The sequence below is a fragment of the Pseudomonas sp. NPDC085632 genome (assembly GCF_044541255.1).
Classification (GTDB): Bacteria; Pseudomonadota; Gammaproteobacteria; order Pseudomonadales; family Pseudomonadaceae; genus Aquipseudomonas.
In genome coordinates, this window is record NZ_JBITSX010000004.1 from 18,179 (window position 1) to 41,599 (window position 23,421).

The 23,421-nt window shown below is 61.1% G+C and carries 23 protein-coding genes; 11 read left to right on the plus strand and 12 right to left on the minus strand.

Going from position 1 to position 23,421, the window contains the following annotated elements; all coding sequences use genetic code 11:
• Nucleotides 1-135: 135 nt before the first annotated feature.
• The gene (locus tag ACIF4X_RS05040; protein ID WP_397481205.1) at nt 136-2,373 is read right to left on the minus strand and encodes an ATP-binding protein; all 2,238 of its coding nucleotides are present in this window, start codon (nt 2,371-2,373) and stop codon (nt 136-138) included.
• Nucleotides 2,370-2,984, minus strand: coding sequence for a biliverdin-producing heme oxygenase (locus ACIF4X_RS05045; RefSeq protein WP_397481206.1), 615 nt, complete (start codon nt 2,982-2,984; stop codon nt 2,370-2,372). The genes ACIF4X_RS05040 and ACIF4X_RS05045 overlap by 4 nt, the downstream gene beginning before the upstream one ends.
• 276 nt (nt 2,985-3,260) lie before the next feature.
• On the opposite strand from ACIF4X_RS05045, the gene ACIF4X_RS05050 reads away from it, so the two are divergent.
• On the plus strand, nt 3,261-3,881 hold the full coding sequence (locus ACIF4X_RS05050; RefSeq protein WP_397481207.1) for a LysE family translocator: 621 nt from the start codon (nt 3,261-3,263) through the stop codon (nt 3,879-3,881).
• Here ACIF4X_RS05050 and ACIF4X_RS05055 read toward each other — a convergent pair.
• On the minus strand, nt 3,878-4,291 hold the full coding sequence (locus ACIF4X_RS05055; RefSeq protein WP_397481208.1) for a VOC family protein: 414 nt from the start codon (nt 4,289-4,291) through the stop codon (nt 3,878-3,880). The genes ACIF4X_RS05050 and ACIF4X_RS05055 overlap by 4 nt on opposite strands.
• Nucleotides 4,292-4,487: 196 nt before the next feature.
• On the opposite strand from ACIF4X_RS05055, the gene ACIF4X_RS05060 reads away from it, so the two are divergent.
• The 3 genes from ACIF4X_RS05060 to ACIF4X_RS05070 are packed head-to-tail and all read left to right on the plus strand — an operon-like array spanning nt 4,488 to nt 7,032.
• Nucleotides 4,488-5,570: a bifunctional transcriptional activator/DNA repair enzyme AdaA gene (locus ACIF4X_RS05060; protein WP_397481209.1), complete on the plus strand. Its 1,083-nt coding sequence runs from the start codon at nt 4,488-4,490 to the stop codon at nt 5,568-5,570.
• Nucleotides 5,571-5,603: 33 nt separating this feature from the next.
• Nucleotides 5,604-6,401, plus strand: coding sequence for an isocitrate lyase/phosphoenolpyruvate mutase family protein (locus ACIF4X_RS05065; protein ID WP_397481210.1), 798 nt, complete (start codon nt 5,604-5,606; stop codon nt 6,399-6,401).
• A gap of 1 nt (nt 6,402) precedes the next feature.
• Nucleotides 6,403-7,032 (plus strand): DNA-3-methyladenine glycosylase family protein, encoded by a 630-nt coding sequence (locus ACIF4X_RS05070; RefSeq protein ID WP_397481211.1) that lies wholly within the window; start codon nt 6,403-6,405, stop codon nt 7,030-7,032.
• A gap of 209 nt (nt 7,033-7,241) precedes the next feature.
• On the opposite strand, the gene ACIF4X_RS05075 is transcribed toward ACIF4X_RS05070, so the two are convergent.
• The 3 genes from ACIF4X_RS05075 to ACIF4X_RS05085 all read right to left on the minus strand — a co-directional run bounded on the left by ACIF4X_RS05075 (nt 7,242) and on the right by ACIF4X_RS05085 (nt 10,441).
• A complete protein-coding gene (locus ACIF4X_RS05075; RefSeq protein WP_397481212.1) occupies nt 7,242-8,339 on the minus strand; it encodes an extracellular solute-binding protein in 1,098 nt (365 codons plus the stop codon).
• Between the two features lie 2 nt (nt 8,340-8,341).
• Complete coding sequence (gene aguA / locus ACIF4X_RS05080) at nt 8,342-9,457, minus strand: agmatine deiminase (protein WP_397481213.1); 1,116 nt, start codon at nt 9,455-9,457, stop codon at nt 8,342-8,344.
• A 99-nt stretch (nt 9,458-9,556) separates the two neighbouring features.
• A complete protein-coding gene (locus ACIF4X_RS05085; RefSeq protein WP_397481214.1) occupies nt 9,557-10,441 on the minus strand; it encodes a LysR substrate-binding domain-containing protein in 885 nt (294 codons plus the stop codon).
• Between the two features lie 378 nt (nt 10,442-10,819).
• Between ACIF4X_RS05085 and ACIF4X_RS05090 the strand changes: the two genes are divergently transcribed.
• Entirely contained in the window at nt 10,820-11,335 is a 516-nt protein-coding gene (locus ACIF4X_RS05090) for a DoxX family protein (RefSeq protein ID WP_397481215.1), read from the plus strand.
• Nucleotides 11,336-11,338: 3 nt separating this feature from the next.
• Here ACIF4X_RS05090 and ACIF4X_RS05095 read toward each other — a convergent pair whose 3' ends face one another.
• Nucleotides 11,339-12,955: a murein L,D-transpeptidase gene (locus ACIF4X_RS05095; protein WP_397481216.1), complete on the minus strand. Its 1,617-nt coding sequence runs from the start codon at nt 12,953-12,955 to the stop codon at nt 11,339-11,341.
• Between the two features lie 151 nt (nt 12,956-13,106).
• Between ACIF4X_RS05095 and ACIF4X_RS05100 the strand changes: the two genes are divergently transcribed.
• From ACIF4X_RS05100 to ACIF4X_RS05115, 4 genes are all read left to right on the plus strand, one after another.
• Nucleotides 13,107-13,820: a murein L,D-transpeptidase catalytic domain family protein gene (locus ACIF4X_RS05100; protein ID WP_397481217.1), complete on the plus strand. Its 714-nt coding sequence runs from the start codon at nt 13,107-13,109 to the stop codon at nt 13,818-13,820.
• A gap of 254 nt (nt 13,821-14,074) precedes the next feature.
• Nucleotides 14,075-14,332, plus strand: a complete 258-nt coding sequence (locus ACIF4X_RS05105) for a DUF2790 domain-containing protein (protein ID WP_077572323.1) — start codon at nt 14,075-14,077, stop codon at nt 14,330-14,332.
• Between the two features lie 9 nt (nt 14,333-14,341).
• Nucleotides 14,342-15,013 carry a heavy metal response regulator transcription factor gene (locus tag ACIF4X_RS05110; RefSeq protein WP_034155567.1) on the plus strand — a complete coding sequence of 224 codons (672 nt, stop codon included), beginning with the start codon at nt 14,342-14,344 and terminating at the stop codon, nt 15,011-15,013.
• The gene (locus tag ACIF4X_RS05115; protein WP_397481218.1) at nt 15,010-16,458 is read left to right on the plus strand and encodes a heavy metal sensor histidine kinase; all 1,449 of its coding nucleotides are present in this window, start codon (nt 15,010-15,012) and stop codon (nt 16,456-16,458) included. Before ACIF4X_RS05110 ends, ACIF4X_RS05115 begins: the two co-directional genes overlap by 4 nt.
• Nucleotides 16,459-16,560: 102 nt before the next feature.
• Here the strand turns inward: ACIF4X_RS05115 and ACIF4X_RS05120 are convergent, their stop codons facing one another.
• Nucleotides 16,561-17,958 (minus strand): MFS transporter, encoded by a 1,398-nt coding sequence (locus tag ACIF4X_RS05120; RefSeq protein WP_397481219.1) that lies wholly within the window; start codon nt 17,956-17,958, stop codon nt 16,561-16,563.
• 103 nt (nt 17,959-18,061) lie between these two features.
• Between ACIF4X_RS05120 and ACIF4X_RS05125 the strand changes: the two genes are divergently transcribed.
• Nucleotides 18,062-18,949 (plus strand): LysR family transcriptional regulator, encoded by an 888-nt coding sequence (locus ACIF4X_RS05125; RefSeq protein ID WP_397481220.1) that lies wholly within the window; start codon nt 18,062-18,064, stop codon nt 18,947-18,949.
• On the opposite strand, the gene ACIF4X_RS05130 is transcribed toward ACIF4X_RS05125, so the two are convergent.
• Nucleotides 18,946-19,566 (minus strand): cell wall hydrolase, encoded by a 621-nt coding sequence (locus ACIF4X_RS05130; RefSeq protein WP_123376714.1) that lies wholly within the window; start codon nt 19,564-19,566, stop codon nt 18,946-18,948. The two genes, ACIF4X_RS05125 and ACIF4X_RS05130, sit on opposite strands and share 4 nt — an antisense overlap.
• A 199-nt stretch (nt 19,567-19,765) precedes the next feature.
• Between ACIF4X_RS05130 and ACIF4X_RS05135 the strand changes: the two genes are divergently transcribed.
• The gene (locus tag ACIF4X_RS05135; protein ID WP_397481221.1) at nt 19,766-20,617 is read left to right on the plus strand and encodes a CAP domain-containing protein; all 852 of its coding nucleotides are present in this window, start codon (nt 19,766-19,768) and stop codon (nt 20,615-20,617) included.
• Between the two features lie 182 nt (nt 20,618-20,799).
• Here the strand turns inward: ACIF4X_RS05135 and ACIF4X_RS05140 are convergent, their stop codons facing one another.
• Genes ACIF4X_RS05140 through ACIF4X_RS05150 form a run of 3 tightly spaced genes read right to left on the minus strand, consistent with a single transcriptional unit; the run spans nt 20,800 to nt 23,365 of the window.
• Complete coding sequence (locus tag ACIF4X_RS05140) at nt 20,800-20,955, minus strand: DUF2474 domain-containing protein (protein WP_081265204.1); 156 nt, start codon at nt 20,953-20,955, stop codon at nt 20,800-20,802.
• A complete protein-coding gene (cydB, locus tag ACIF4X_RS05145; RefSeq protein ID WP_397481222.1) occupies nt 20,942-21,958 on the minus strand; it encodes a cytochrome d ubiquinol oxidase subunit II in 1,017 nt (338 codons plus the stop codon). The genes ACIF4X_RS05140 and cydB overlap by 14 nt, the downstream gene beginning before the upstream one ends.
• A gap of 3 nt (nt 21,959-21,961) precedes the next feature.
• Complete coding sequence (locus ACIF4X_RS05150) at nt 21,962-23,365, minus strand: cytochrome ubiquinol oxidase subunit I (RefSeq protein ID WP_397481223.1); 1,404 nt, start codon at nt 23,363-23,365, stop codon at nt 21,962-21,964.
• Between the last annotated feature and the right edge of the window lie 56 nt (nt 23,366-23,421).

Here is a 23,421-nt window from a genome sequence, read left to right on the forward strand (position 1 = left end):
GATCCTGATCGTTCCCACGCTCTGCGTGGGAATGTAGCCCGGGACGCTCCGCGTCCCTCCAGAGCCGAACGCAGAGCGTCCGTTGAGGCATTCCCACGCAGAGCGTGGGAACGATCAAACACAAAAAATCGATGCTCAGTCCAGACGCGGCACGGTGAAGCGGAACTCGCTGCCCTGCCCCGGTTCGCTCTCGGCGAAAATCCGCCCGCCGTGGGCTTCGACAATGCCTTGGGTGATGTACAAACCCAGACCCGTGCCGGTCGGGTTGCCCTCTTTCACCGTCCAGTAACGGTCGAACACGTGCGGCAGATGTTCCTTGGGAATGCCTTCGCCGCTGTCGCGCACGGTGAACACGATGTCATCGCCTACCGACGTGGCATGCACGCCCACCCTGCCCAGACGCGGGGTGAACTTGATCGCGTTGCCGACCAGATTCGACAGCACCTGAAACAGCCGCTCCGGGTCGGCATGAATGCGCAGATCAGGATCGGCGTCGAAGGAAATGCTGATGTCCTTGTCCAGCGCAAGCGGCGCGAGCAGTGCCTGCGCCTCCTCGAACATCTGCCCGACGTCAAGTTTCTGCGGGGTGATGGAGTAGCGCCCGGCATCGATTTTCGAGGTGTCGAGCAAGTCTTCCAGCAGCGTGTTCATGCGCCCGGCAGCCTGTTGCATGGTGTCGATGGCCGTGGAGATTCGCCGCGAGGTGTGCGGGCCGTCGGAGCTGAAGGCCTTCTGCATCATGCCGCAGAGCATTGAAATAACGGTCATCGGGTTGCGCAGATCGTGGGAGACCACCGCCACCAATTCATCACGGGCACGCACCGCCTCCTGCTCGCGGCGCACCTGTCGGGCCAAATCGTTTTCCAGCGCCGAACGGCGCAGGTCATTGGCAGCGAACAGGTCACCGTGGCTCCACTTGGTGGAGATCCCGGCCATTTCGACTTTCCAGATTTCGAACGAGGTGCGCGGGCGCAAACGCAGGCCGGCGTCGGAGTTTTCCAGGTCCAGCGGCTTGCGCGGATCGCCACTCCAATTGATGTTTTCCTTGACCTCGGGACGGAACCAGAACACGCCGTTGTCCACCGGTTTCGGCAGGCTCATGGCGAGCACGCCGCTGGCCACCTGCTGATACTGCGCGGCTGGCGGGTAGACGCTGGCCAGGTGATGACTGGCAAACACCGCCTCGCCGCTGTCCTGCAACCACTTGTGCAAGGCGCGGATTTCTTCCGGCTCCGGGCAGTTGCCGTAGCGGTGCAGTTGTTTGTCTTCGATGATTGCGATACCGCCGGCATTGGTCAGCGCCATCAGAGTCTGCGGCTGGTTGGCCAGACCGTCGAAAACATTCTGCGGCGAGTCGATCATCGCTTGATTGAGCAGCGCCAACGCTTCGACTTTTTCCTCACGCTGGCGGCTGACCTCCAGCGCTTCCATGGCGCTGATTTGCAGCGACAGCACCTGGCCGATGGTCTGGCACGCCGCGCGTAATTCATGCGGCACATGCAACGGCTGGCGGTTGCCGCAACTGATCAGGCCCCAGAGCTTGTCACCCTTGAGCAGAGAAATGCTCATCGACGACAGCACGCCCATGTTCTTCATGTACTGACAGTGAATCGGCGACACGCTGCGCAGCGTGGCAAAACTCAAATCCAGCGGTGTGTCGGTGTCCGGGCGCAATTTTGGCAGCAGCGGCACCGGTTGGTAATCAGCATTGGGGATGATCCGCAGCCAATTGGTCCGATACAGCTCACGTGCCTGCTCGGGAATGTCCGACGCCGGAAAAAACAGGCCATTGAACACTTCCATCGACGGGTCGGAGGCTTCGGCGATGACCTGACCGTGGCCCTCCTCCTCGAAACGGTAGATCAGCACCCGGTCGTAACCGGTCATCGCCTGGATTTCCTTGACGCTGATGTCGTACAGCGCCTGCAGCGTGGTGGCCGCTTGCAGACGCTGGAGCATGCGCCCCAGATGGGTCTGGTTGCCGGCGACGTTGCGCGGCTGGAAGTTCTCGACGTGGATTTCCAGCTCAAGAATCAGCACGCCCTGATGACGGTGCAGCAAGCCTTCGAACGCCGTGCCGTTGAGCCTGAAGCGCAGCGGCGCTAAGTCAGACAGCGAAGGTTGCAGCAAGGCTTCGCGCACCTGCGCCGCCTCGGCATCGCCAATCAGGCTTTCCAGTGGCTGACCGATCAGGCTTTGTGGCGCGCGGGCCAGCAGGGTTTCGACGTTGGCGCTGACCTGAATGATCGCCAGGTCAGGCTCACTCAAAGTCAGCAACAAACCGTGGGGCTGGATCGCGCCGGGGAAACGAATCGGCTCGTCGGCACAGTTGGCCAGCAGTTCTTCAAAGGCTTCTTTGTCTTGCGGGTTCATGCCAGTACCTCCCGGCTTTCGAGCCAGCGCTCGAAACAGCTGAATGTGGTTTGCGCTGCCGTGACGACGGCGGTGCGTTCGTCGGCGCTCATCGGGCGATTGCCCAGATATTCGATGAAGTCGCGCCAGCGCCGCCCCGTGGCGGCCCCGTAAATATCGAGAAAGGCTGCGCCGTTATCGGCTTCCAGGTCTAACCGGGTGGAGATTTCCCGGCGCAGAATCTGCCCGCCGAGCGTCGCACCTTCGAGGACGTAGAGCACGCCAAGGCAGGCAGCGCTTGAGTCGATGATCGGCAATTGCTGGCAGTGCGGCAGGCTTTGCAGCGCCTCGGCGGATACGCCCAGCGCCTGCAAATCGGCGTGTAATGTCTGCGCTTTGAGACGGGGCGCCAGATCAAAATCGGCCGGGACTGCGTCGCTGTGTTGCAGTGCGTTTTCCAGGGGCAAATAGAAGCCGTAATAGGCCTGCATCAGCCGCACAAAGGCCTGCGTATCGAGGGAGTCGGAGAAAAAGGGAAGGCGTTTTTCCAGTGCGATGTGCAGCTCGGCAGTGCCGGCCCGCAGATCTTGCAGCACCGGTGGCACATAAACTTCACGGGCCTTTGCTTGCATGTAGATCGCTCTTGGTGGGGCCGCCTGGGGCCAAACGGGGTGGATGAAACATGGGGCGAAATCTTACACGGCAAACGCCTTTTCTGACCGGATGGAAAGTTTTTCCTGCCGACTCCATCCTTCTCTGATTCATTCAGAGTGAAGGCATCAGCGAAAAGTTCGACCGCGTTGCCCAACACCGCCGGGCGCTGTACTGCGACAGCACTGCGTGACTGTATGGGTCTGACCACGCCAGGGCTGTGCTAAAAATCTCATTCTCGCTTCTGGAGTGCTGTCATGGATCTCGCCACGCTCATCCTGTTTCTCCCGGCCTGCTTCGCCCTGAACATGGCCCCTGGGCCGAACAATCTGCTGTCGGTCAGCAACGCCACGCGCTATGGCTTTCGCCGCGCCTGCACGGCGGGTATCGGACGGATTCTGGCGTTCGCGGGAATGATTGCGCTGGCCGGCGCGGGTCTGTCGGTGGTCTTGCAAACTTCGGAATGGCTGTTCCATGCGATCAAAATCATTGGCGCGGCGTATCTGTTGTATCTGGCCTGGCAGTTATGGCGGGCCAATCCCGAGACCGAGCAGCAGGCAACCGCAGCGACGGTCGGGTTCTTTGCGTTGGCGCGGCAGGAGTTCCTGGTGGCGGCGGGCAATCCGAAGGCGATCCTGTTGTTTACCGCGTTTCTGCCGCAATTCGTCGACCCGGCGCGCCCGGTCCCAGCGCAATTTGCGGTGCTGGGCGGGCTGTTTCTGCTGCTGGAATGGATCGCCATCAGCGCCTACGCCTGGATGGGCCTGCACATGCGCCGCTGGTTCGCCGAGCCGCGCGGCAAACGAATGTTCAATCGTTGCTGCGCAGGCCTGCTGTCGGCGGCGGCTTCGGTGTTGTTGCTGGCCAAACGCGCTTAAGCCGCGGAGGGGCCTTTGAGCTCGACCTGATTGCCGTCCGGGTCGAAGCAGTACAGCGATAGCCCTTTGCCCTCGGCGCCGAAGCGTGACTCGGCTTTTGCCACGCTCAGGCCGAAGGTTTGCAGATGTTCAATCAGCGCTGCTTCATCGAACGGTTCGATGCGCAGGCAGAAGTGATCGACGTTACGCCGCTCGGCATCGGCCGCCCCGCCGCCCTTGCGGCCGAGTTCGCCTTGCAAGTCGACGAGATCGATCATCGAAGTGCCGGCGCGCAGGTGAATCAGGCCCAGCGGCTCGTTGCGTTTGACCACTTCGGCGCCGAACACCTGGTTGTAGAAGTCGATGCTGCGTTGCAGATCCGCGACGCGCAGAACGATGTGATCAATGTGTTGGATGGAAAACGGATGCATAAGCCCGGCACCTCGAAAACTTGTTAGCTACCCGTGGGCGGCGATCTTGTTGGGACGCGGAGCGTCCCGGGCTGCATTCCCACGCAGAGCGTGGGAACGATCAATTAAGCGACCCGCTCATTGTGGTGCAGAATCGAAAAAATTCACTGTCGATTTTTCGGTGGAGCCATCGACAAACTGGTTTTACTCTCAGCCCATGAACATACAAACCGCTGTCCTGCCGCCCCACGCCGAAATGGTTCGCGCCATGCTCGAACGCGACACTGCCTACGAAGGCGTGTTCTTCACGGCGGTGAAAACCACCGGGATCTTCTGCCGCCCCAGTTGCACGGCGCGCAAGCCGAAACCGGAGAACGTCGAGTTCTTCGCCCATGCCGACGATTGCCTGTCGGCGGGTTATCGCGCCTGCCTGCGCTGCAAGCCGCTGGACGCTGCCGCCATCGCACCGGACTGGGTGCAGCGACTGCTTAAAGCCGTGGAGGCTGACCCGGAGGTGCGCTGGAGCGATGCGCAGCTGCTCGCCGAAGGCATCGAACCGCTGAAGCTGCGGCGCTGGTTCAAGCAGCATTTCGGCATGACCTTCCATGCGTGGCTGCGTACGCGCCGCTTGGGCATGGCGCTGGGCGGCATCAAGCAAGGCACCTCGATTGATCACGCTGCGTTCGATTCGGGTTATGAATCGCTCAGCGGTTTTCGTGATGCTTTCCAGAAGTCCTTCCACATCACCCCGGGTCGCGCCGAACACAGCGAGCCGCTGCTGTTCACCCGGCTGACCACGCCGCTGGGGCCGATGATCGCCATGGCCGAACGCCGTGGACTGGTGTTGCTGGAGTTTCTTGATCGCCCGGCGCTGACCCGCGAAGTCGAAGAGTTGCAGAACCGCCACGGCTACGCGGTCGCGCCAGGCCAAAACGCGCATTTGCAGCAGATCGAGAAGCAACTGGCGGCGTATTTCGCCGGAAAACTCAGTGAATTCAGCGTGCCTTTGCATTTGCCCGGCAGCGAGTTCGCCCGGCAGGTCTGGTCGGCGCTGCTGCAAATCCCTTACGGCCACACCAGTACCTACGGCGCCATCGCCACCGGTTTGGGCAAGCCTGGCGCCAGTCGCGCGGTCGGCTTGGCCAACGGGCACAATCGGCTGTCGATTGTGGTGCCCTGCCATCGGGTGATCGGCGCGGATGGCTCGCTGACCGGCTATGGTGGTGGACAACCGCGCAAGGCGTTTCTGCTGCGGCTGGAAAATGCCGCCGTGCAGCTCACGCAATCCCTGGCATTCTGACCCAACCGAATCAACTGACAAGAAGGATTTTTGATGAACGCGCTCGCTACGCAGTTTCACCAGTTGCACCAGCAAGGCTTATTGATTCTGACCAACGTCGCCGACGCCACCGGTGCGCGACTGGTCGAGCACCTGGGCGGTAAAGCGGTGGCCACCAGCAGCGCCGCAGTGGCCTGGGCTCACGGTTACCCGGACGGCAACACCCTGCCGCTTGAACGTCTGGTGTCGACAGTGGAATCCATCGCCCGGGTGATCAGTATTCCATTGACCGTAGATGTCGAGGCCGGTTATTCCGATGACCTCGGGCGCGTGGCCGAATTGCTGGATGCGGTGATCGCGGCGGGTGCCGTGGGCATCAATATCGAGGACGGTTCTGCGAATCCGGAGTTGCTGGTACGCAAGATCGAAGTGGCCCGTCAGGTGGCCAACAAGTACGAGGTGCAGCTGTTCATCAATGCGCGCACCGATGTCTATCTGAAAAGCCTTGTGCCGGCCGAGGATCGCGTTGCCGAAACCCTGCACCGCGCAGCGCTCTATCAAGCGGCCGGCGCTGATGGTTTGTTCGCGGCGGGCGTCACCTCGGCCTATGAAATCGAGGCCATCTGCAAGGGCACTGCGCTGCCAGTCAATGTCCTTGGTTTCGCTTGCCTGCCTTCGCCTGAAGAACTGCAAGCGCTGGGCGTGCGCCGCTTGAGCGCGGGTTCCGGTATCGCCGAATTCCTCTATGGCGCCATGGGCGGGCTGGTGAAAAGCTTTCTGGCCAGCGGCAAACTCGATACCCATGACCTCAAGGCCTTCACCTACGGCGAAGTCAACGGCTTGCTGAAATAACATGCCTGATGCCTATCAAGCGGCCAGCGCGTTTCTGGCCGCGCTCGATCCGGACTGGCAGCGCCATATCGCAGCGGTCGGCCCGTGCCTGCATCAACCGCATCCGGCGCGTGATCCGTACGAGTCGCTGGTGCGGGCGATTGCTTATCAGCAGCTGCATGCCAAGGCTGGGGATGCGATTGTCGGACGGTTGGTGGGGTTGTTTCCCGGGCAGTCGTTTCCGCGACCCGAGCAGATTCTTGCAACGGATTTTGATCGAATGCGCAGTTGCGGGTTCTCCGCGGGCAAGATTGCGACGATTCAAGGGATCGCTCAGGCGACGCTGGATGGCGTGGTGCCGGATTACGCCACGGCGCTGGCGATGGACGATGAGGCGTTGATCGAGCGTTTGGTCAGCTTGCGCGGGGTGGGTCGCTGGACGGTGGAGATGTTGTTGATCTACAGCCTCGAGCGCATGGATATTTTGCCGGCGGATGACTTTGGTGTGCGCGAAGGTTATCGGCGGATGAAGGGGCTGGCGGTGCAGCCGACGCGCAGACAGATGGTTGAGATTGGGGTGGCGTGGCGGCCATATCGGACGGTGGCGGCGTGGTATTTGTGGCGGGTGCCTAAACCGCTGCCCTCACCCTAGTTCTCTCCCAGTGGGAGAGGGAACTGATTGGGGGATATTGGAGACTTACGCCGACCTGAAATAGCGTCTGTGAATCCATGATCGCCGAGGCTTAAAACCATAATCGACTCGGTTTTTCAGGTCGATGTTTAACGCAAGACACCTCGGTCGGCCCCCTCTCCCTACGGGCGGTCCGACGTTTCGGGAGGGCTGGGGTGAGGGTCAGCTTTTCAAAGACCGGACTTCAACCGGCTAAACGCCCGCATCAACGCCCGATTGAACGCCTTGCCATTATCATTCTTGCTGTACAGCGTGGCCCTGACGTCGGCCGAGGGATACGTCCCCGGATCATTACGAATCGCGGCATCGACCAGACCATCCGCCGCCGTGATCGCATTGGCGTAGTGAATGGTGTCGGTGATCGGCGCAATCACCTGCGGCGTCATCAAATAATCCATCAACGCCAACCCCGCCTGGGGATGTGGCGCGTCCTTGGGCACGACCATGGCATCGAACCAGATCAACGTGCCCTCTTTCGGAATCCGGTAACTCAACTTGAACGGCTTCTGCGCCGCTTCCGCCTGCCCCGCAGCAATGGCAACGTTGCCGTTCCACGACATCGCCACGCAGGTGTTGCCATTGGCCAGGTCGCTGATGTTCAGATCATTGTCGAAATAGCGAATGTACGGTCGGATCTTCGCCAGTTGCTGCTCGGCAAGTTTCAAGTCATCGAGACTCTGCCGGTTGATGTCCAGCCCCATGTACTTCATGACAGCGGCGAATACTTCGTTGGGATCATTGAGCAGACTCACCCCGCAATCAGCGAATCTGGACACCACCGCCGGATCAAACAACATCGCCCAACTGTCTGTCGGCGCATCCGGCAAACGCTGCTTGATCGCCTGTTCCTGATACCCGACGCCGGTGGTGCCCCAGGCGTAAATCCCCGCATAGCGATTGCCCGGATCGAACACCGCCATGTGCTGGCGAAACTCTTCGCCAACCCCGGCAAAGTGCGGCACCCGGGCCTTGTCCAGCGGCTGGATCGCGCCGCTCTCGATGGCGCGCGACAGGTGCTGTCCGGCGGTCAACACCAGGTCGTAACCGCTGCGCCCGGTGAGCAGTTTGGTCTCGACGGTTTCCAGCGAATCGAAGTGATCGGCGACCACATGAATGCCGGTCTGCGCCTCGAAATTCTTCAGCGTATCCGCCGCCAGGTACTCGCCCCAGATGTACAGATTAACCACCGGTTTGGCCGTGTCGGCAGCCTGCACACACAAGGGGGCGAGCACCAGCATCAAGGCTTGAGTCAGTTTGTGCAGGCGCATGGTCAGGCTCCTTTTTTCGGGCCGGCGTATTGCGGCATGGTGATACACGCGACGTTGCCGCCGCCGAGAAGGATTTCCCGGGAGTTTTCGATGCCAACGATTTTGTGCTGCGGGAACAGTTCAGCCAGCGTCGCCATCGCGACTTTGTCGTTGCGATCACCGAACAGCGGCACCACGATCGAGCTGTTGCCGGCGTAATAGTTGATGTACGACGCGCAGATTTTCGTGCCGGCCTGACGGGTGTGGGTGCTGTCCTGCTGATCGAGGCCTTCGGCTTCCTCGACGGTCCACTCGAGCACGTCCGGTTGCGGCAGTTTGTGCACGATCAGCTCGCGACCACGGCTGTCGCGGGTGCTGCGCAGGATGTCGTAGGCTTCCTGATAGATTTCCCATTGCGGATCGTCGCGATTGTCGGTCCATTGCAACACCACTTCGCCGGGACGGACGAAACAGGCGAGATCGTCGACATGTCCGTCGGTTTCGTCGAACTTGCAGCCGCGTGGCAGCCAGATCACTTGTTCGGCGCCGAGGTAATCGGTCAGGCGTCGGGTCACTTCGTCCTTGCCCAGATGCTGGTTGCGATTGCGGTTGAGCAGGCATTGTTCGGTGGTGAGGATGCTGCCCTGGCCGTCGCTCTGGATGCCGCCCAGCTCGGCAATCAGCGGCGCACGGTAGCGGTCGAAACGCTCGATCTCGAGGATCTTGCTGGCGATCTGGTCGTCCTTGTCCCACGGGTAATACAGGCCGCCGTCGAGCCCGCCATAGGCGTTGAACTCGAAGTCGACGCCGCGCACTTCACCGCTCTGGTCGTTGACCACAAAGCACGGGCCGCTGTCGCGAAACCACGTGTCGTTGCAGGTCATCTCGACCACGCGCACTTGCGGCGGCAACTGCCGGCGCGCCGTGGCGAACTGCGCGGCCGAGGCGCAGACGGTGACCGGTTCGCTGTGGGAGATGGCGGTGACGATCTGCACCCAGACCTTCTGCGCCGGTTTCGCGCCGTTGCGCCAGACGTCGGTGCGCTCCGGCCAGCCGAGCCAGCAGCCAGACTTGGCTTCGAATTCGCCGGGCAGACGGAAGCCGTCGTGTTTGGGGGTGGAGTCGAGCAAACGTGCCATGGTCAAACCTCGTCTTCGCGATGGGAATGACCACAGGCTAAGGGCGCGGACCTCGCGCTCGCCAACGATGATTATTACGGAACAGTTGAATTCAACTCATCAATCGGCCAGTTGATCGTTGAACCATTCGAGCATCTGCGCCACCGCCGGGCGCTCCAGCCGCAACCGTTCGCAGACCAACGCGTATTGGCCGAGGGCAGTCATGCTGGATGCGAAGGGCCGCACGAGGCGACCACTTTGCAGATCTTCCTGCGCAGTGAGGTTGTCGCCCATGGCCACGCCCTGCCCTTGCGCTGCGGCTTCCAGCGCCAGACCGGCATGGGCGAAATACAACTGACGTTGCGGGCGTTGATCGCCGGCGTGACTGGTCAACCAGGCGGTCCAGGTCTTGCCGTCCTGATCGTCGTGCAACAGGCAGTGGCGGGCCAGATCCTTCGGCGCTTTCAATGTGCCCTGGTTGAACAGGCCGGGGCTGCATACCGGGAAGAACTGCAAGGCTGGCAACGGCCGGACGAAGTAGGCGCTGCTGTCCACCGGGCCGGTGCCGTAGGTGATCGCCAGGTCGATGTCTTCGCCGGGCGCCGTGGCGTCGATCGGTTGTTCGTAAAGGTGCAAGGTGATGTGCGGATAGCGCGCGTAGAAATCGGTGAGGCGGCTCATCAGCCACTTTTGCGCGAGTTCGGCGGTGACCGCCAGTCTGAGCACTGCCAGTGAGGATGGATCACGCAGTTCATCGCAGGCATCGCCGATCAGTTCGAAGGCCTGTTGCAGGCTTTGCATCAGCCGGCCGGCGGCGATGGTCGGGCGGATTTGTCGGCCTTCGCGGATGAACAACGGCACGCCGAGTTGTTCTTCGAGCTGACGGATCTGATGGCTGACGGCGCTGTCGGTGACGCACAGTTCGGCGGCTGCCCGGCCGAAATGCGCGTGGCGGGCGGCGCATTCGAAGGTGCGCAGGGCGGCCAGGGAGGGAAGTCGTCGCATGGGGAGTGATCCATTTTTTTGGTCATGCTGACTGGGCTTAGGGTTTGCGTCCAGCCCTGTTACCCTCACCCCAGCCCTCTCCCAAAGGGAGAGGGAGCCGATCCAGGTGTCTGGCGTTATACATCGACCTGAAAATCCGAGTCGATTATGGATTCAACGAGAGACGCTCAGGTCGGCGTACCTCTTCAATATCCCGCGGTCAGTCCCCTCTCCCTCCGGGAGAGGGTTAGGGTGAGAGGCTTTTGACTGTATCGCACTGTATACCCCGAACCCGCAGACACACCAAAAGCACAATCCACCACCCCGCCGACACATCCCCGATACACCCCGACGCTGAAATGCCCCGGTCGATTTCACTCAACTCACCGGAGCTGCACCATGACCACCACCCTTTCCACCGCCGTCAAACACCTGCACCTGAACCTCGACCGCGCCGGCAGCTGGCTTGCCCCGCTGACACTGCGCCTGTTCATCGCCTGGGAATTCTTCGAATCCGGGCTGGAGAAATTCAACGGGCAGAACTGGTTCGAAGACATTCAGGAGCGATTTCCCTTCCCCTTCGATCACTTGCCGGCAACGCTGAACTGGGAACTGTCGATGTGGGCCGAGCTGATCTGCGCGCTGGCGATTCTGCTGGGCTTCGGTACACGGATCTCAGCGATTTCGCTGATGGTGGTAACGGTCGTGGCCACAGCCGCCGTGCACTGGCCTGCCGATTGGTCGTCACTGAGCGAGCTGGCGCAGGGTTATGCGATCACCAACAAAGGTTTCGGCAACTTCAAGCTGCCGGCGATTTACCTGGCCGCGCTGCTGCCACTGATATTCACCGGAGCAGGCAAATTGAGTGTCGATGCATGGCTGGCGCGGGTGCTCTGGAACACCCGCGCCCGCTGAGGCTCAATGCGCCCGATCAAGCCCGGCGAGCAAGGCGCTGTCACGGCTGTAGATGTCCGGCGCGTAACGTACGCGCCCGTTGCTGTCGACCTGTGCCGTCCAATAAGTCATCAGGATCGGCACCGGCGCCGACAGGCGAAATTCGTGTGTGGTGCCGGTGGCAAGCAAAGTCTCGGTGCGGGCCTTCTCCGCCGGAGTGAGCAGCAAGTCACGCAGTTGCATCGGATGCTCGACCCGCACGCAGCCGGAACTGAACGCGCGCGGGCCTTTCTCGAACAGCGCCTTGCTCGGCGTGTCGTGCAGGTACACCGAGAACGGATTGGGGAAGCGAATGACCATTTGCCCCAACGGATTTCGCGGCCCGGCGTCCTGACGCAGAAGAATGTTGCCGGGATTGTCCCAATCGATGTCCGCTGCCGCCAGCGGCTGACCGTTGGCATCGAGCACTTGCAGGTTCTGCCGGCTGAGGAATGTCTGGTCCTTGCGGATCGCCGGCAATTTGTCTTCTTTCCAGATGGTCGGCGGCACGGTCCAGGTCGGGTTCAGGGTCAGGCGTGTCACCCGGGATTTGAGCAACGGCGTCTGGCGCTCGGCGCGGCCCACCTGAGTGCGTGTTTGCCACACGGCTACGCCGCCCTGATACAGCGTCAGTTCGGCAGCGGCGACGTTGACCAGCAAGCCATTGGGTTCCAGGTCCTGGGCCATCCAGCGGAAGCGTTCGAGGTTGACCCGCAACTGTTCGCGGCGGGTCAGCGGGCTGATGTTAAGTTCGGCAATCGTTCCCGGCCCGACCACACCGTCGGCCTGCAACGAATGGTTGGCCTGAAAACTCTTCACCGCGTCGACCAACACACCGTCGTAAGCATTGCCCGGCGTACCGACGGCATGGGTCAGATAGCCTTCGCTGTACAGCCGCTGCGCCAGTTCCGGTACGCGTTTGTCTTCCATGGCCGGGCGCAGCAGCGGCCCGCTGCCCACTGATTGCCATTGCGGCAAGGCTTTGAGCCGTTGCGCCGCATAGAGCTGACGCAGGTCCTGATATTGCGCCAGACGCGGACGAGCCAGATCAAACGCGGCGGGAATGTCGTGCATGCCCGGAACAGCGATGGCCAGCAATTCCGCCTGACGGTCGCGCGGGGTGTCGTCGGCGTGCCACAACGGTTCGAAGTGCGATTGCAGCAGACGACCGTAATGCAGGTCCTGCAGGGCCTGGAGGTAGTTGCGACTGATGTCGATGTCGGCACACAACTCGCCGTCTTGCGGCGCGACAGACGCGATCGGGTAACGTTTTGGATTGAGGCCATCATCGGCCAACAGCTGCAATTGCGCTTGCAAAGCCGGCAAACGTGCCGATTCGCTGGCCCACACCGGCATCCAGTCCTGCTGCTGATAGAAGGCCTGCAATTGTGTCAACGCCGGGCCGTTGAGGTGCGCGGCAATGGCCGGACACGACTGCGCCAGACTGATCAACACCGCCTGCAACGGACTTTGCGGCTCGACCGGCATTTCGGCCGGTGGCGTTGGCAATGTCTCCAGCGGCGGCAGCGGCTCATCGGCACAAGCGACAAACGGCGCAGCGAGCAAACAAATGCTCAAGTAGCATGCGTACTTTTTGAACAACTGCTTTACTCCAATCCATGGCCGTCGAGATGATGGCCAACCTTACATCAGGTGCGCTGAACAGTCAGGCTCGATCGACGGGCTTGCGGGTATTGACTGGGAGTCAGGAGCCAAAGTGCCAAATAAGTAGCAAGTGAGGACACTTTATAAAATGTTGACGTTTTTGCGCCGACTTCTGTTGACCACCGCGACCCTTGTCGCCGTGTCCAGTCCCGTTTTTGCCGCCGGCAAACCATCGCCGGTTCTCTACACCAGCCTCGCGCACGCCGCGCCAGAACTCAATCCCCAGGCGCTGAAAGGCGCTTTGAACGCCATGCAATGCGCGGTCAACAACGGTGCGAAACCGTCCCGCCACCTGGCAATCATCGACTATTCGCAACCGTCCACCGAACGCCGACTGTGGATTTTCGACCTCAGTAAAAAGAGGTTGGTGCTGCGCGATCTGGTTGCTCACGGCTCTAACTCCGGGGAAAATTTCGCCACGCAGTTTTCCAATGTAGAGGGCAGCTACCAGTCCAGCCTTGGCCTGTTCCGCACCCAGGAAAGCTACGAAGGTACCCACGGTTATTCGCTGCGCATGGACGGTCTGGAGCCGGGCTTCAATGACATGGCCCGAGATCGCGCGATCGTCATTCACGCCGCCAGTTATGTAAATCCGCTGTGGAGCAAGAAACAGGGGCGCATCGGCCGCAGCCAGGGCTGCCCGGCAGTGCGACCACAGATTGCCAGGCAGGTGATCGACCGGTTGAAGAATGGCCAGTTCATGTTCTCGTGGTACCCGGATCAGCGCTGGCTGAAGTCTTCGCCGTACCTGAACTGCCAGCCGCAGCAGGTGGCGAGCATCCTCAATACCCACGCGAGCTGACGGCACAACCTATAACCCTGTGGGAGCTGGCTTGCCAGCGATAGCGGTGGATCAGTCAATGCAAACCTTGACTGTGCCGGCCTCATCGCTGACAAGCCAGCTCCCACAGGGATTTGAGTTGAGCCTGGAAAGTCTTCGTACACTGTTTCATTACAACTTTGTCATTCAGCTGTCGGTTTGCCGTGCGGATCGCCCGGTAGCCTGAAGTTGTCCCGGCGCCAATGCCGATCAACTTGACCACTGAGTGACTGACCATGAAAACCCTTCTGCTCGCCTTCACCGCCCTCCTCGCCACCGGCAGCGTGTTCGCCGCAAACATGCCCGACACCGCCGTGATTCATGACAAATCCGGTTTCTACGTCAATCTGGATGTCGACAAAGTCCTGTCCAGCACCGATATTTCACAAGCGTGTGGCGTGGTCCCGGCGCAATTGAATTACCTCGACCATCAGGGCCGCGAGCATGTGCTGAACTATGACGTGCAAGGCAGCGGTTGCATCAATGACCATTGAGACTGATCGATGAATATTCTGGTAGTCGAAGACGAACCCAAGGCCGGCAATTACCTGCTCAACGGTTTACAGGAACTGGGTTACAGCGTCAGCCTCGCCCGCGACGGTGCCGACGGTCTGCACCTGGCGCTGGAACACGACTTCGACGTGATCGTACTCGATGTGATGATGCCGAAAATGGATGGCTGGGAAGTCCTGCGCCGGTTGCGCAAGGAAGCCGACACACCGGTGCTGTTCCTCACCGCCCGCGATGACATCGCCGACCGCGTCAAAGGCCTCGAACTGGGTGCCGATGATTACCTGATCAAGCCGTTTTCCTTCGCCGAACTGGTGGCGCGCCTGCGCACCCTGACCCGGCGCGGGCCGATTCATGAAGACGAACAGCTGCAAGTCGCCGACCTGCAGATCGACGTGCTCAAACGCCGCGTGAGCCGTGCCGGTGTACGCATCACCCTGACCAACAAGGAGTTCGCGTTGCTGCAGTTGTTCGCCAGCCATACCGGGCAAGTGTTGGCGCGCTCGCTGATTGCTTCCCGGGTCTGGGACATGAATTTCGACAGCGACACCAATGTGGTTGATGTCGCGGTCCGCCGCCTGCGGGCGAAGATCGATGACCCGTTCCAGCTCAAGCTGATCCACAGCGTGCGCGGCATCGGCTATCGCTTCGATACGCAGCCATGAACAGCCCTCGGCCGCATTCCTTGACCTTGCGCCTGGCGCTGGTCTTCGCTCTGCTCGCGTTTGCCTCGCTCGCGGGTCTCGGCGCAGCGCTGTATGGCGAACTCGAAGAGCAACTGATTCGCCGCGACGACATCTCGCTGGTCAGCCGCGTCGATCAGTTGCGCACCTTCCTCAACGACAGCAACACCCTGGAGCTGATCAAGAACAAACCGGCGCTGTTCCAGAACATGCTCGGCAACCGCGAAGCGCTGTTGACCATCGGCACGCCGGGGCAACCGCCGCTGCTGGTGGTCAATCCGGGCAACCTGAACACACCGACGTTGCCGGCGGTGCCCATCGACCAGGCAATGACGCTGAAAGACGTACAGCACCTGCCGAGCGTCGACGGTGTGCCGTTTTCGGCGGTGGCGGCGAGTATCGATTCCGGCGAGCTGGGCAATCTGCAAGTCACCACCGGGCGCCTGATGAGCGAGCGCACGGCGATGCTCGCCAATTACCGTTTGAGTGTTTATGGCCTCGCCTCGCTGGCGGCGCTGTTGCTGGCGGTGGTGGGTTGTTTGCTGGTGTATCGCGGTCTGCTGCCGTTGCGACGACTGGCGAAACACGCCCACGGCATCGGTGTCGGCAACCTTGGCGAACGCCTTGCCAGCAGCGGTGCGCCGCGAGAGTTGCAGCCGATGATCGAGGCGTTCAATGCCATGCTCGACCGCCTCGCCAAAGGTTTTGCGCAGTTGAGCCAGGTGTCCACCGACATGGCCCACGAGTTGCGCACGCCGATCAACAATCTGCTCGGCGAAACCCAGGTCGCCCTGCAGCAGAATCGCAGCATCGAGGCCTATCAGCAGTTGCTCGCCTCCAACGTCGAAGAGCTCGAACGCCTGACGCGTATGCTCGACAACATGCTGTTTCTGGCGCGCACCGATCCGGCCAGTGCATTGAGCCAGCGCCAGGAACTGGACGCGGCGGATGAGATGCAACGCATTGCCGATTATTTTGAAGGGCTGGCGGCGGATGTCGGCGTGTGTATCGAGGCACGCGGCAGCGGTGTGATCTGGGCCGAGCCGATGTTGTTGCGGCGAGCATTGGCTAACCTGTGCGCGAATGCGATCAAGTACGGCGCGGCGGATTCGACGGTGCAGGTGGAAGCGGTTGCCGAGCCGGACGGTAGTTATTTGCGTGTTAGAAACCATGGCGCGACTATCGCACCTGAACATTTGGCGAGGTTGTTCGAACGTTTCTACCGTGTCGACCCGTCACGCGAGCGCTCGGCGCAATCCAACGGTCTGGGCTTGTCGATCGTCGCAACCATCATGCAGTTGCATCAGGGCCGGTACAGCGCCAGCAGTGCCGACGGCATCACCTGCTTCGAACTGTTCTTCCCCGCCCGGCAATCATCTTCATCGACTTTTCCGCCGTCATCGCTGGCAAGCCAGCTCCCACAATGATTGGCGCTGAATCCAAATCTCCGGCCACCCCAAAACCCTGTGGGAGCTGGCTTGCCAGCGATGAGGCCAGCTTGATCAACATCAACTTCCCCTGAAACGCAGCTATGGCGAGCAGGTCGAATCGGCGCGCTGTCGCTCCCACAGCTTGATCTCGGCTCGGCTGATGATCAGGGCTGTCAGCATCAGTGCTGAGGCGACGCCGAAAGTAATGTGCAAGCCGCTGGCAATGGCGGTTGCAGGGGCTTGCGTCGGATCCCCCGCCGTCAGCGCAAACACCGCGCCCATTACTGCCGCCCCGCTAATCAACCCAAGGTTGCGTGCCAGCCCGAGCATCGCCGAAACCACACCACGCTGCTCCTGACGAACGCCGGCCATCAATCCGGTGTTGTTGGCTGCCTGAAACAACGCATAACTGATGGCGACCACGGTTATCGGCAACAAATACCCAGGCAGGCCCAGACTCATTGGCAACAGCGCCAACAAAGCGCAGCCGCAAGCCATAGCGAACAATGCACCCGGCACGATCCGCCGCGCGCCGAAGCGATCCACCAGACGTCCGGCCGGTACACCGCCAAACGCAGACAACAACGGCCCGACCGACAACGCCAGGCCAACCACGGCACTGCTCAGGCCCAATCCGCGACTCAGGTAAAACGGTCCCACCACCAGCGTGGTCATCATCACGGTCGTCACCAGCAAGGTCAGCGCCAGGCCGCTGCTCAATCGCCGGTCAGCGAACAGTGGCAAGCGAATCAGCGGCGCCTTGGCCTTCTTCTCGATCATGAAGAACAACCCCGCGCCGCCCAGGCTGGCCAGCAGCAACGGCAACATCAAACCTTCCAGCGTCATTGCCAGCGCATAGGCCGCCAGCGTCAACACCAGCATGGCGCTGCCAGGATAATCAAACGCCAGGCGCGGCCCTGCGGGTCGATCAGCCGGCAGATAGCGGTACACCAGCCACGCATTGAGCAAGCCCAACGGCACGTTGAGCAGGAAAATCGCCTGCCAGCCGACATGTGCCATCAACAGCCCACCCAACGACGGTCCGAGGGTGGTGCCGGTGGCTGACATCGTCGCCAGCACCCCCATCGCACTGCCCGCCCGCGTCTTCGGCACCGCATCGGCCACCAACGCCACCGTCAAGGCGAACATGATCGCTGCGCCAACGCCTTGCACCGCCCGCGCGCCAATCAACCAGCCCAGCCCCGGTGCCAACGCGCAAGCTAACGAAGCGCCGGTGAAAATGCCGATCCCGATCAACAGCAATCGGCGCCGACCGAAGCCATCGCCCAGTCGCCCGACGCTGACAATCAACGTAGTGATCGCCAGCAAGTAAGCGAGCACGATCCATTGCACCTGTTGAAACGTCGCCTCGAACGCCGTCGCCAGAATCGGCAACCCGGCGTTGGCGATACTGGTGTCCAGCGATGGCATCAACATCGACAGGGCCAGACTGGTCAGCGCCCATCGGGCGGGAGTGCTCAGGGGGTCTCGGGGCATGGGTGGCTCGCAGTGCAAAGGTGATCGGCCATAGCCTGAGCCTCGACAACACGCGGCGCAAGACGCATGCTTTGCATTCGATACCTGCATGGGACGCCATATCATGACTACGCCGGACCTGAACCTGCTGATCACCCTCGACGTCTTGCTGCGCGAAGGCAGCGTCGCCCGTGCCGCCAAATGCCTGCAACTGAGCCCGTCGGCCATGAGTCGCGCCCTCGCCCGTCTGCGCGAAACCACGGGTGATCCGTTGCTGGTGCGAGCGGGTCGTGGCCTGGTGCCAACACCCCGCGCACTGGAGTTACGCGAGCGGGTCAGTCATCTGGTGCAGGAAGCCGAGGCGGTTTTGCGCCCCGCCGAAGTGCTCGACCCAAGGCGATTGCAACGCACCTTCACCCTGCGCAACACCGACGGTTTTGTCGAAACCTTTGCTGCCGCCCTGCTCGTGCGCATCGCCGAAGAGGCGCCCAACGTACGTCTGCGTTTTGTGCAAAAAGCCGACAAGGACAGCACGCCGCTGCGCGAAGGTCGTGTCGATCTGGAGACCGGCGTGGTCGACGACAGCACCGACCCAACGCTGCACAGCCGTATCCTGTTTCAGGATCAGTGGATCGGTGTGGTGCGTGAGGGGCATCCGTTGAGCGCGGGGAAAATCACTAGCAAGCGCTTTGCCGGCGGCCAGCACATTCTGATCTCACGACGCGGGCGCAGCAGCGGTCCGGTCGACGAAGCGTTACTCGCGTTCGGACTGACGCGGGACATCGTCACTTCATTCGGTGGATTCTCGGCGGCGCTGACGCTGGTGCGTGAATCCGACTTGATCGCCACTGTCCCGCAACGTCATACCAGCAAACTGCGCACGGGCCTGCACAGTTTCGCCCTGCCCTTCGCAATGCCGGACATCAGCGTGTCGATGCTCTGGCACCCGCGCATGGACGCTGACCCGGCGCATCGCTGGTTGCGCGAATGTGTCCGGCAGGTCTGCGCTTAACGCGCGTCGCCACCCGCCGGTTTATAGAAAAGGAATTTTTTGGTTTCGGCGGTCTTGCGGTACTCCTTGGCCCAGCTCGGATGCACGTTGCGGTCATGGAAATACAGCGCGCCGTTGGTGCGATCCTTGAGTTGGCGATTCAGCGCTTTGCGGGCGATATCCTTGGCGAGCGTGTATTCGGCATCTTCCTTGACCTGATCCGGACGCCCATCGCACCACCAGGAAAACTGGCAGCTCTTGGTTTCCGAGCCTTGTTTGACGACAGCGCACACCGTGTCGGGGAAGCCTTCGTGGCCGAGGCGATTCATCACCACACTGGCCACCGCTTCCATTTCCGGCGTGTCTTTGCCTTTGGCTTCCCAGTAAATACTGCGCGCCAGACAGGTGATCGGATCGTCCAGCGGCGCTGCGCCGACCGGGTCCACTGCCTGAACTTCGGTGGGGGTGATGGCTTCGGCTTTGGGCGCCGGTGCAGCGCTGACTTTATCCGCCGCTTTCTCTTCCAGCACTTGGGCTTTTTCTTCAGCCTTTGCTTTGATCGGGGCCTGATCGGTGGCCCATGCAGAGCCTGCCAACAGGGTGAATACGAGACAACCCGCCCAGCCTTTCAATCCCATGTCTGTTCTTCCGGCAGCGCCCGAATCGGGCAAGGTGTTACGTCGGGGAGACACCCGTATCCCGGGGCCTTCGGTGAGTGTAGACGGCAAATCCATCGGCAAAGTTGCGCAGAAAAACGGCTGAATGAAGAAAAAAGACATTGCACTCACCGGGGGCGTTTCGCGCATCATGGGCGCATTCAGCTCAAGGGAGATTTCCATGCGCTTCATGCCATCCGTTTTGCGTCTTGCCGCGTTGTCCGTGGGCGTTGTGTTTGCCATCCCGGCGCTGGCCGGCGATGAGTCGCAATTGATCGAGTCGATCAACAGCTACCGCAGCCAGCCGCAGCGCTGTGGTTCGCAGGCATCGAATGAACTGCCACCGTTGTCGGCTGATCCACGGCTGAGATTACGCGCCACCGGTGCTGTCGACCTGCAGCAAGCCATGGCAAGCGCCAGTTATCCGATGGTCAATGTGCAGGCGATCACGCTCAACGGCCCGCGTGATGCCGCGTCGGCGATGCAGGCGATCAGGGAAAGTTTCTGTCAGGTGGTGCTCGATCCGCAGTTCGTCGACGTCGGTGTCAGCCGCGACGACCGCGACTGGCGCATCGTGCTGGCGCGGCCGCTGCTGACGGCCAAGCTCGGTGATGCGCAAAGTGAGGGGCAGAAGTTGCTGAGTGAACTCAACGTCGCCCGCAGTCAGGCACGTCAGTGTGGTGTTCAGGCTTTTGCTGCGGCTGCACCGCTGGCCTGGAACGCGGCATTGGGCACGATCTCCCAGGATCACAGCCGCGACATGGCCAACAACAATTACTTCGACCACAAGGACCGCGACGGCCGCACCCCGGGCGATCGCGCGGAACTCGCCGGCTACAGTGGCCAACTGGTCGGCGAAAACATCGCCGCGGGTCAAGACACCGTACACAAAGTCGTCGAAGGCTGGCTCGCGAGCCCCGGCCACTGCGCCAACCTGATGAACCCGCAATACCAGGAACTCGGCGCCGCCTACGCCACCGACCCGAAAAGCAGCGCAGGGATCTACTGGACCGCGATGTTCGGCGCCCAATAACTCAAATCTCAAAAACACCACAACACCTGTGGGAGTTGGCTTGCCAGCGATGAGGCCAGCCCATCCAACATTGATGTCGACTGACCCACCGCCATCGCTGGCAAGCCAGCGCCCACAGGGTCAGCAGTCGCTCGGAAGATTGAGGCAATAAAAAACCGCAGCCTGGCTGCGGTTTTTCAGGCTCAGTGGGTCCTCATCCCCGCCGCATACATCGCCAGTTTCAGCAGGCTCGCCACCACCGCCAGCGACACCACGCTGCCCAGCCAGATCAACAACAGCCAGCCCAGACGCTTGTACCAGCGACTGCTTTTCACTTCGCGCGAATCAATGGTAGCCATCGCCAATCCTCACTTTGCCGCGGAATACGTAGTAGCTCCAGAAGGTGTACATCAGGATCACCGGCAGGATGAACAGTGCGCCGATCAGCGCGAACAACTGGCTCGACGGCGGTGATGCGGCAGCCCAGATGCTCACCGACGGCGGAATGATGTTCGGCCAGATGCTCAGCGCCAGACCGATGTAACCGAGCAACATCAACACCAGGGTGAACACGAACGGCCAGTGCGTATGCCGCTGACGCAACGTGCGCAACAGCCCGAACACCGCCAGCAACGCCAACACCACCAACCCGGCAAATACCTGCAGATGTCCGTGCGTCGACCAACGCGCCGCCAGCTCTGGATGCAGTTGCAGGGTCCACACGCCAATCACCAGCACCATCGCCATCAGCAGCAAGGCCAGCGGCCGGGTGAACAGCCGCATCCGTGACTCCAGCATGCCCTCGGTCTTGACCAGCAACCACGTGCTGCCGAGCAACGCATACGCGATCACCAGACCCACGCCACACACCAGCGGAAACGGCGCCAGCCAGTCCAGACCGCCACCGGCAAACTGTCGATCGACCACCGGAATCCCCGACACATACGCGCCAATCACCACACCCTGGGAAAACGTCGCCAACAACGAACCACCGATAAACGCCTTGTCCCACCAGTGACGCTTCTGCGGCGAAGACTTGAAGCGAAACTCAAACGCCACACCGCGGAAAATCAAGCCGCAGAGCATGAAGATCAGCGGCAGGTACAGCGCTTCGAGAATCACCCCGTACGCCAGCGGAAACGCGCCATATAACGCCGCCCCGCCGAGCACCAGCCAGGTCTCGTTACCGTCCCAGACCGGCGCGACGGTGTTCATCATCACATCGCGTTCCTGCTCATCCGGGATCAACGGAAACAGAATTCCCAGCCCCAGATCGAAGCCGTCCATGATCACGTACATCATCACCCCAAAGGCGATGATCACTCCCCAGATCAACGAGAGATCGATACCTTGAATACCCATGACTCAATGCTCCTTCATAGGGGCGGTAGCCGCCGAAATCGGCCGACGTGGCGTCTGCAATTCATCGCCCGCAGGCGGATGTTCGTGATGCGGCTGCGGGCCTTTTTTTACCAGTTTCATCATGTAGCCAATGCCCACGCTGAACACGGTGAAATAGATCACCACGAACAGCGCCAATGACGTGCTCATCTGCGCCACTGAGTGATGCGATGCCGCGTCATGAGTGCGCAGCAAGCCGTACACCACCCAGGGCTGACGCCCGACTTCCGTGGTAATCCACCCGGCCAGCAACGCAATCAAGCCACTCGGCCCCATCAGCAACACCAAACGCTGAAAGCCGCGATGTGCGTAAAGCTTGCCGCCCCGGCGCAACGCCAGACCGAGCAAACCGACGAGGATCATCAACATCCCCAGCCCGGCCATGACGCGGAAACTCCAGAAAATCACGGTCGAATTCGGCCGGTCTTCCTTCGGGAAGCTCTTCAGCGCCGGGATTTGCTTGTCGAGGCTGTGGGTGAGGATCAGGCTGCCGAGGTACGGAATTTCCAATGCGTACTTGGTCTTCTCCGCGTCCATATCAGGGATGCCGAACAGCACCAGCGGCGTCGGGCCGTTGTCGGCGTTTTCCCAGTGACCTTCGATCGCGGCGATTTTTGCCGGTTGATGCTCCAGCGTATTCAAGCCATGGGCGTCACCGACCACTGCCTGAATCGGCGCCACGATCAACGCCATCCACAACGCCATGGAAAACATCTTGCGCACCGGCGCGGTGTTGTTGCCGCGCAGCAAATGCCAGGCAGCCGACGCACCGACGAAGAACGACGTCGCCACAAACGCGGCAATCGCCATGTGCGCCAGACGGAACGGAAACGACGGGTTGAACACGATCGCCAGCCAGTCCAGCGGCATCACCCGCCCGTCAACAATTTCGAAGCCTTGCGGCGTCTGCATCCAGCTGTTGGACGCGAGAATCCAGAACGTCGAGATCAACGTGCCGATCGCGACCATCACCGTGGCGAAGAAGTGCAAGCCGCGACCCACGCGGTTCCAGCCGAACAGCATGACCCCGAGGAAACCCGCTTCAAGGAAAAACGCGGTCAGTACTTCATAAGTCAGCAGCGGCCCGGTGATACTCCCGGCAAAGTCCGAAAACCCGCTCCAGTTGGTGCCGAACTGGTACGCCATGACCAGCCCGGACACTACGCCCATGCCAAAGTTGACCGCGAAAATCTTCGACCAGAAATGGTAAAGATCGCGGTAAGTGTCGTTACGGGTTTTCAGCCACAAACCTTCGAGTACCGCGAGGAAACTCGCCAGGCCAATGGTGATCGCCGGGAAAATAATGTGGAACGAAACCGTGAACGCGAATTGAATGCGCGCCAGGTCCAGTGCCTCCAGAGTGAACATGATGATGTCCTCATCCAGGCTGAAAAGCGGCAGCACGAACCCGGGCCACCGCCAGG

Excerpts from the sequence above, each read along its gene's own strand:
- ACIF4X_RS05040 (WP_397481205.1), bottom strand. The coding sequence starts at position 2,373 with ATGAACCCGCAAGACAAAGAAGCCTTTGAAGAACTGCTGGCCAACTGT.
- ACIF4X_RS05045 (WP_397481206.1), bottom strand. The coding sequence starts at position 2,984 with ATGCAAGCAAAGGCCCGTGAAGTTTATGTGCCACCGGTGCTGCAAGAT.
- ACIF4X_RS05050 (WP_397481207.1), top strand. The coding sequence starts at position 3,261 with ATGGATCTCGCCACGCTCATCCTGTTTCTCCCGGCCTGCTTCGCCCTG.
- ACIF4X_RS05055 (WP_397481208.1), bottom strand. The coding sequence starts at position 4,291 with ATGCATCCGTTTTCCATCCAACACATTGATCACATCGTTCTGCGCGTC.
- ACIF4X_RS05060 (WP_397481209.1), top strand. The coding sequence starts at position 4,488 with ATGAACATACAAACCGCTGTCCTGCCGCCCCACGCCGAAATGGTTCGC.
- ACIF4X_RS05065 (WP_397481210.1), top strand. The coding sequence starts at position 5,604 with ATGAACGCGCTCGCTACGCAGTTTCACCAGTTGCACCAGCAAGGCTTA.
- ACIF4X_RS05070 (WP_397481211.1), top strand. The coding sequence starts at position 6,403 with ATGCCTGATGCCTATCAAGCGGCCAGCGCGTTTCTGGCCGCGCTCGAT.
- ACIF4X_RS05075 (WP_397481212.1), bottom strand. The coding sequence starts at position 8,339 with ATGCGCCTGCACAAACTGACTCAAGCCTTGATGCTGGTGCTCGCCCCC.
- aguA (WP_397481213.1), bottom strand. The coding sequence starts at position 9,457 with ATGGCACGTTTGCTCGACTCCACCCCCAAACACGACGGCTTCCGTCTG.
- ACIF4X_RS05085 (WP_397481214.1), bottom strand. The coding sequence starts at position 10,441 with ATGCGACGACTTCCCTCCCTGGCCGCCCTGCGCACCTTCGAATGCGCC.
- ACIF4X_RS05090 (WP_397481215.1), top strand. The coding sequence starts at position 10,820 with ATGACCACCACCCTTTCCACCGCCGTCAAACACCTGCACCTGAACCTC.
- ACIF4X_RS05100 (WP_397481217.1), top strand. The coding sequence starts at position 13,107 with ATGTTGACGTTTTTGCGCCGACTTCTGTTGACCACCGCGACCCTTGTC.
- ACIF4X_RS05105 (WP_077572323.1), top strand. The coding sequence starts at position 14,075 with ATGAAAACCCTTCTGCTCGCCTTCACCGCCCTCCTCGCCACCGGCAGC.
- ACIF4X_RS05110 (WP_034155567.1), top strand. The coding sequence starts at position 14,342 with ATGAATATTCTGGTAGTCGAAGACGAACCCAAGGCCGGCAATTACCTG.
- ACIF4X_RS05115 (WP_397481218.1), top strand. The coding sequence starts at position 15,010 with ATGAACAGCCCTCGGCCGCATTCCTTGACCTTGCGCCTGGCGCTGGTC.
- ACIF4X_RS05120 (WP_397481219.1), bottom strand. The coding sequence starts at position 17,958 with ATGCCCCGAGACCCCCTGAGCACTCCCGCCCGATGGGCGCTGACCAGT.
- ACIF4X_RS05125 (WP_397481220.1), top strand. The coding sequence starts at position 18,062 with ATGACTACGCCGGACCTGAACCTGCTGATCACCCTCGACGTCTTGCTG.
- ACIF4X_RS05130 (WP_123376714.1), bottom strand. The coding sequence starts at position 19,566 with ATGGGATTGAAAGGCTGGGCGGGTTGTCTCGTATTCACCCTGTTGGCA.
- ACIF4X_RS05135 (WP_397481221.1), top strand. The coding sequence starts at position 19,766 with ATGCGCTTCATGCCATCCGTTTTGCGTCTTGCCGCGTTGTCCGTGGGC.
- ACIF4X_RS05140 (WP_081265204.1), bottom strand. The coding sequence starts at position 20,955 with ATGGCTACCATTGATTCGCGCGAAGTGAAAAGCAGTCGCTGGTACAAG.
- cydB (WP_397481222.1), bottom strand. The coding sequence starts at position 21,958 with ATGGGTATTCAAGGTATCGATCTCTCGTTGATCTGGGGAGTGATCATC.
- ACIF4X_RS05150 (WP_397481223.1), bottom strand. The coding sequence starts at position 23,365 with ATGTTCACTCTGGAGGCACTGGACCTGGCGCGCATTCAATTCGCGTTC.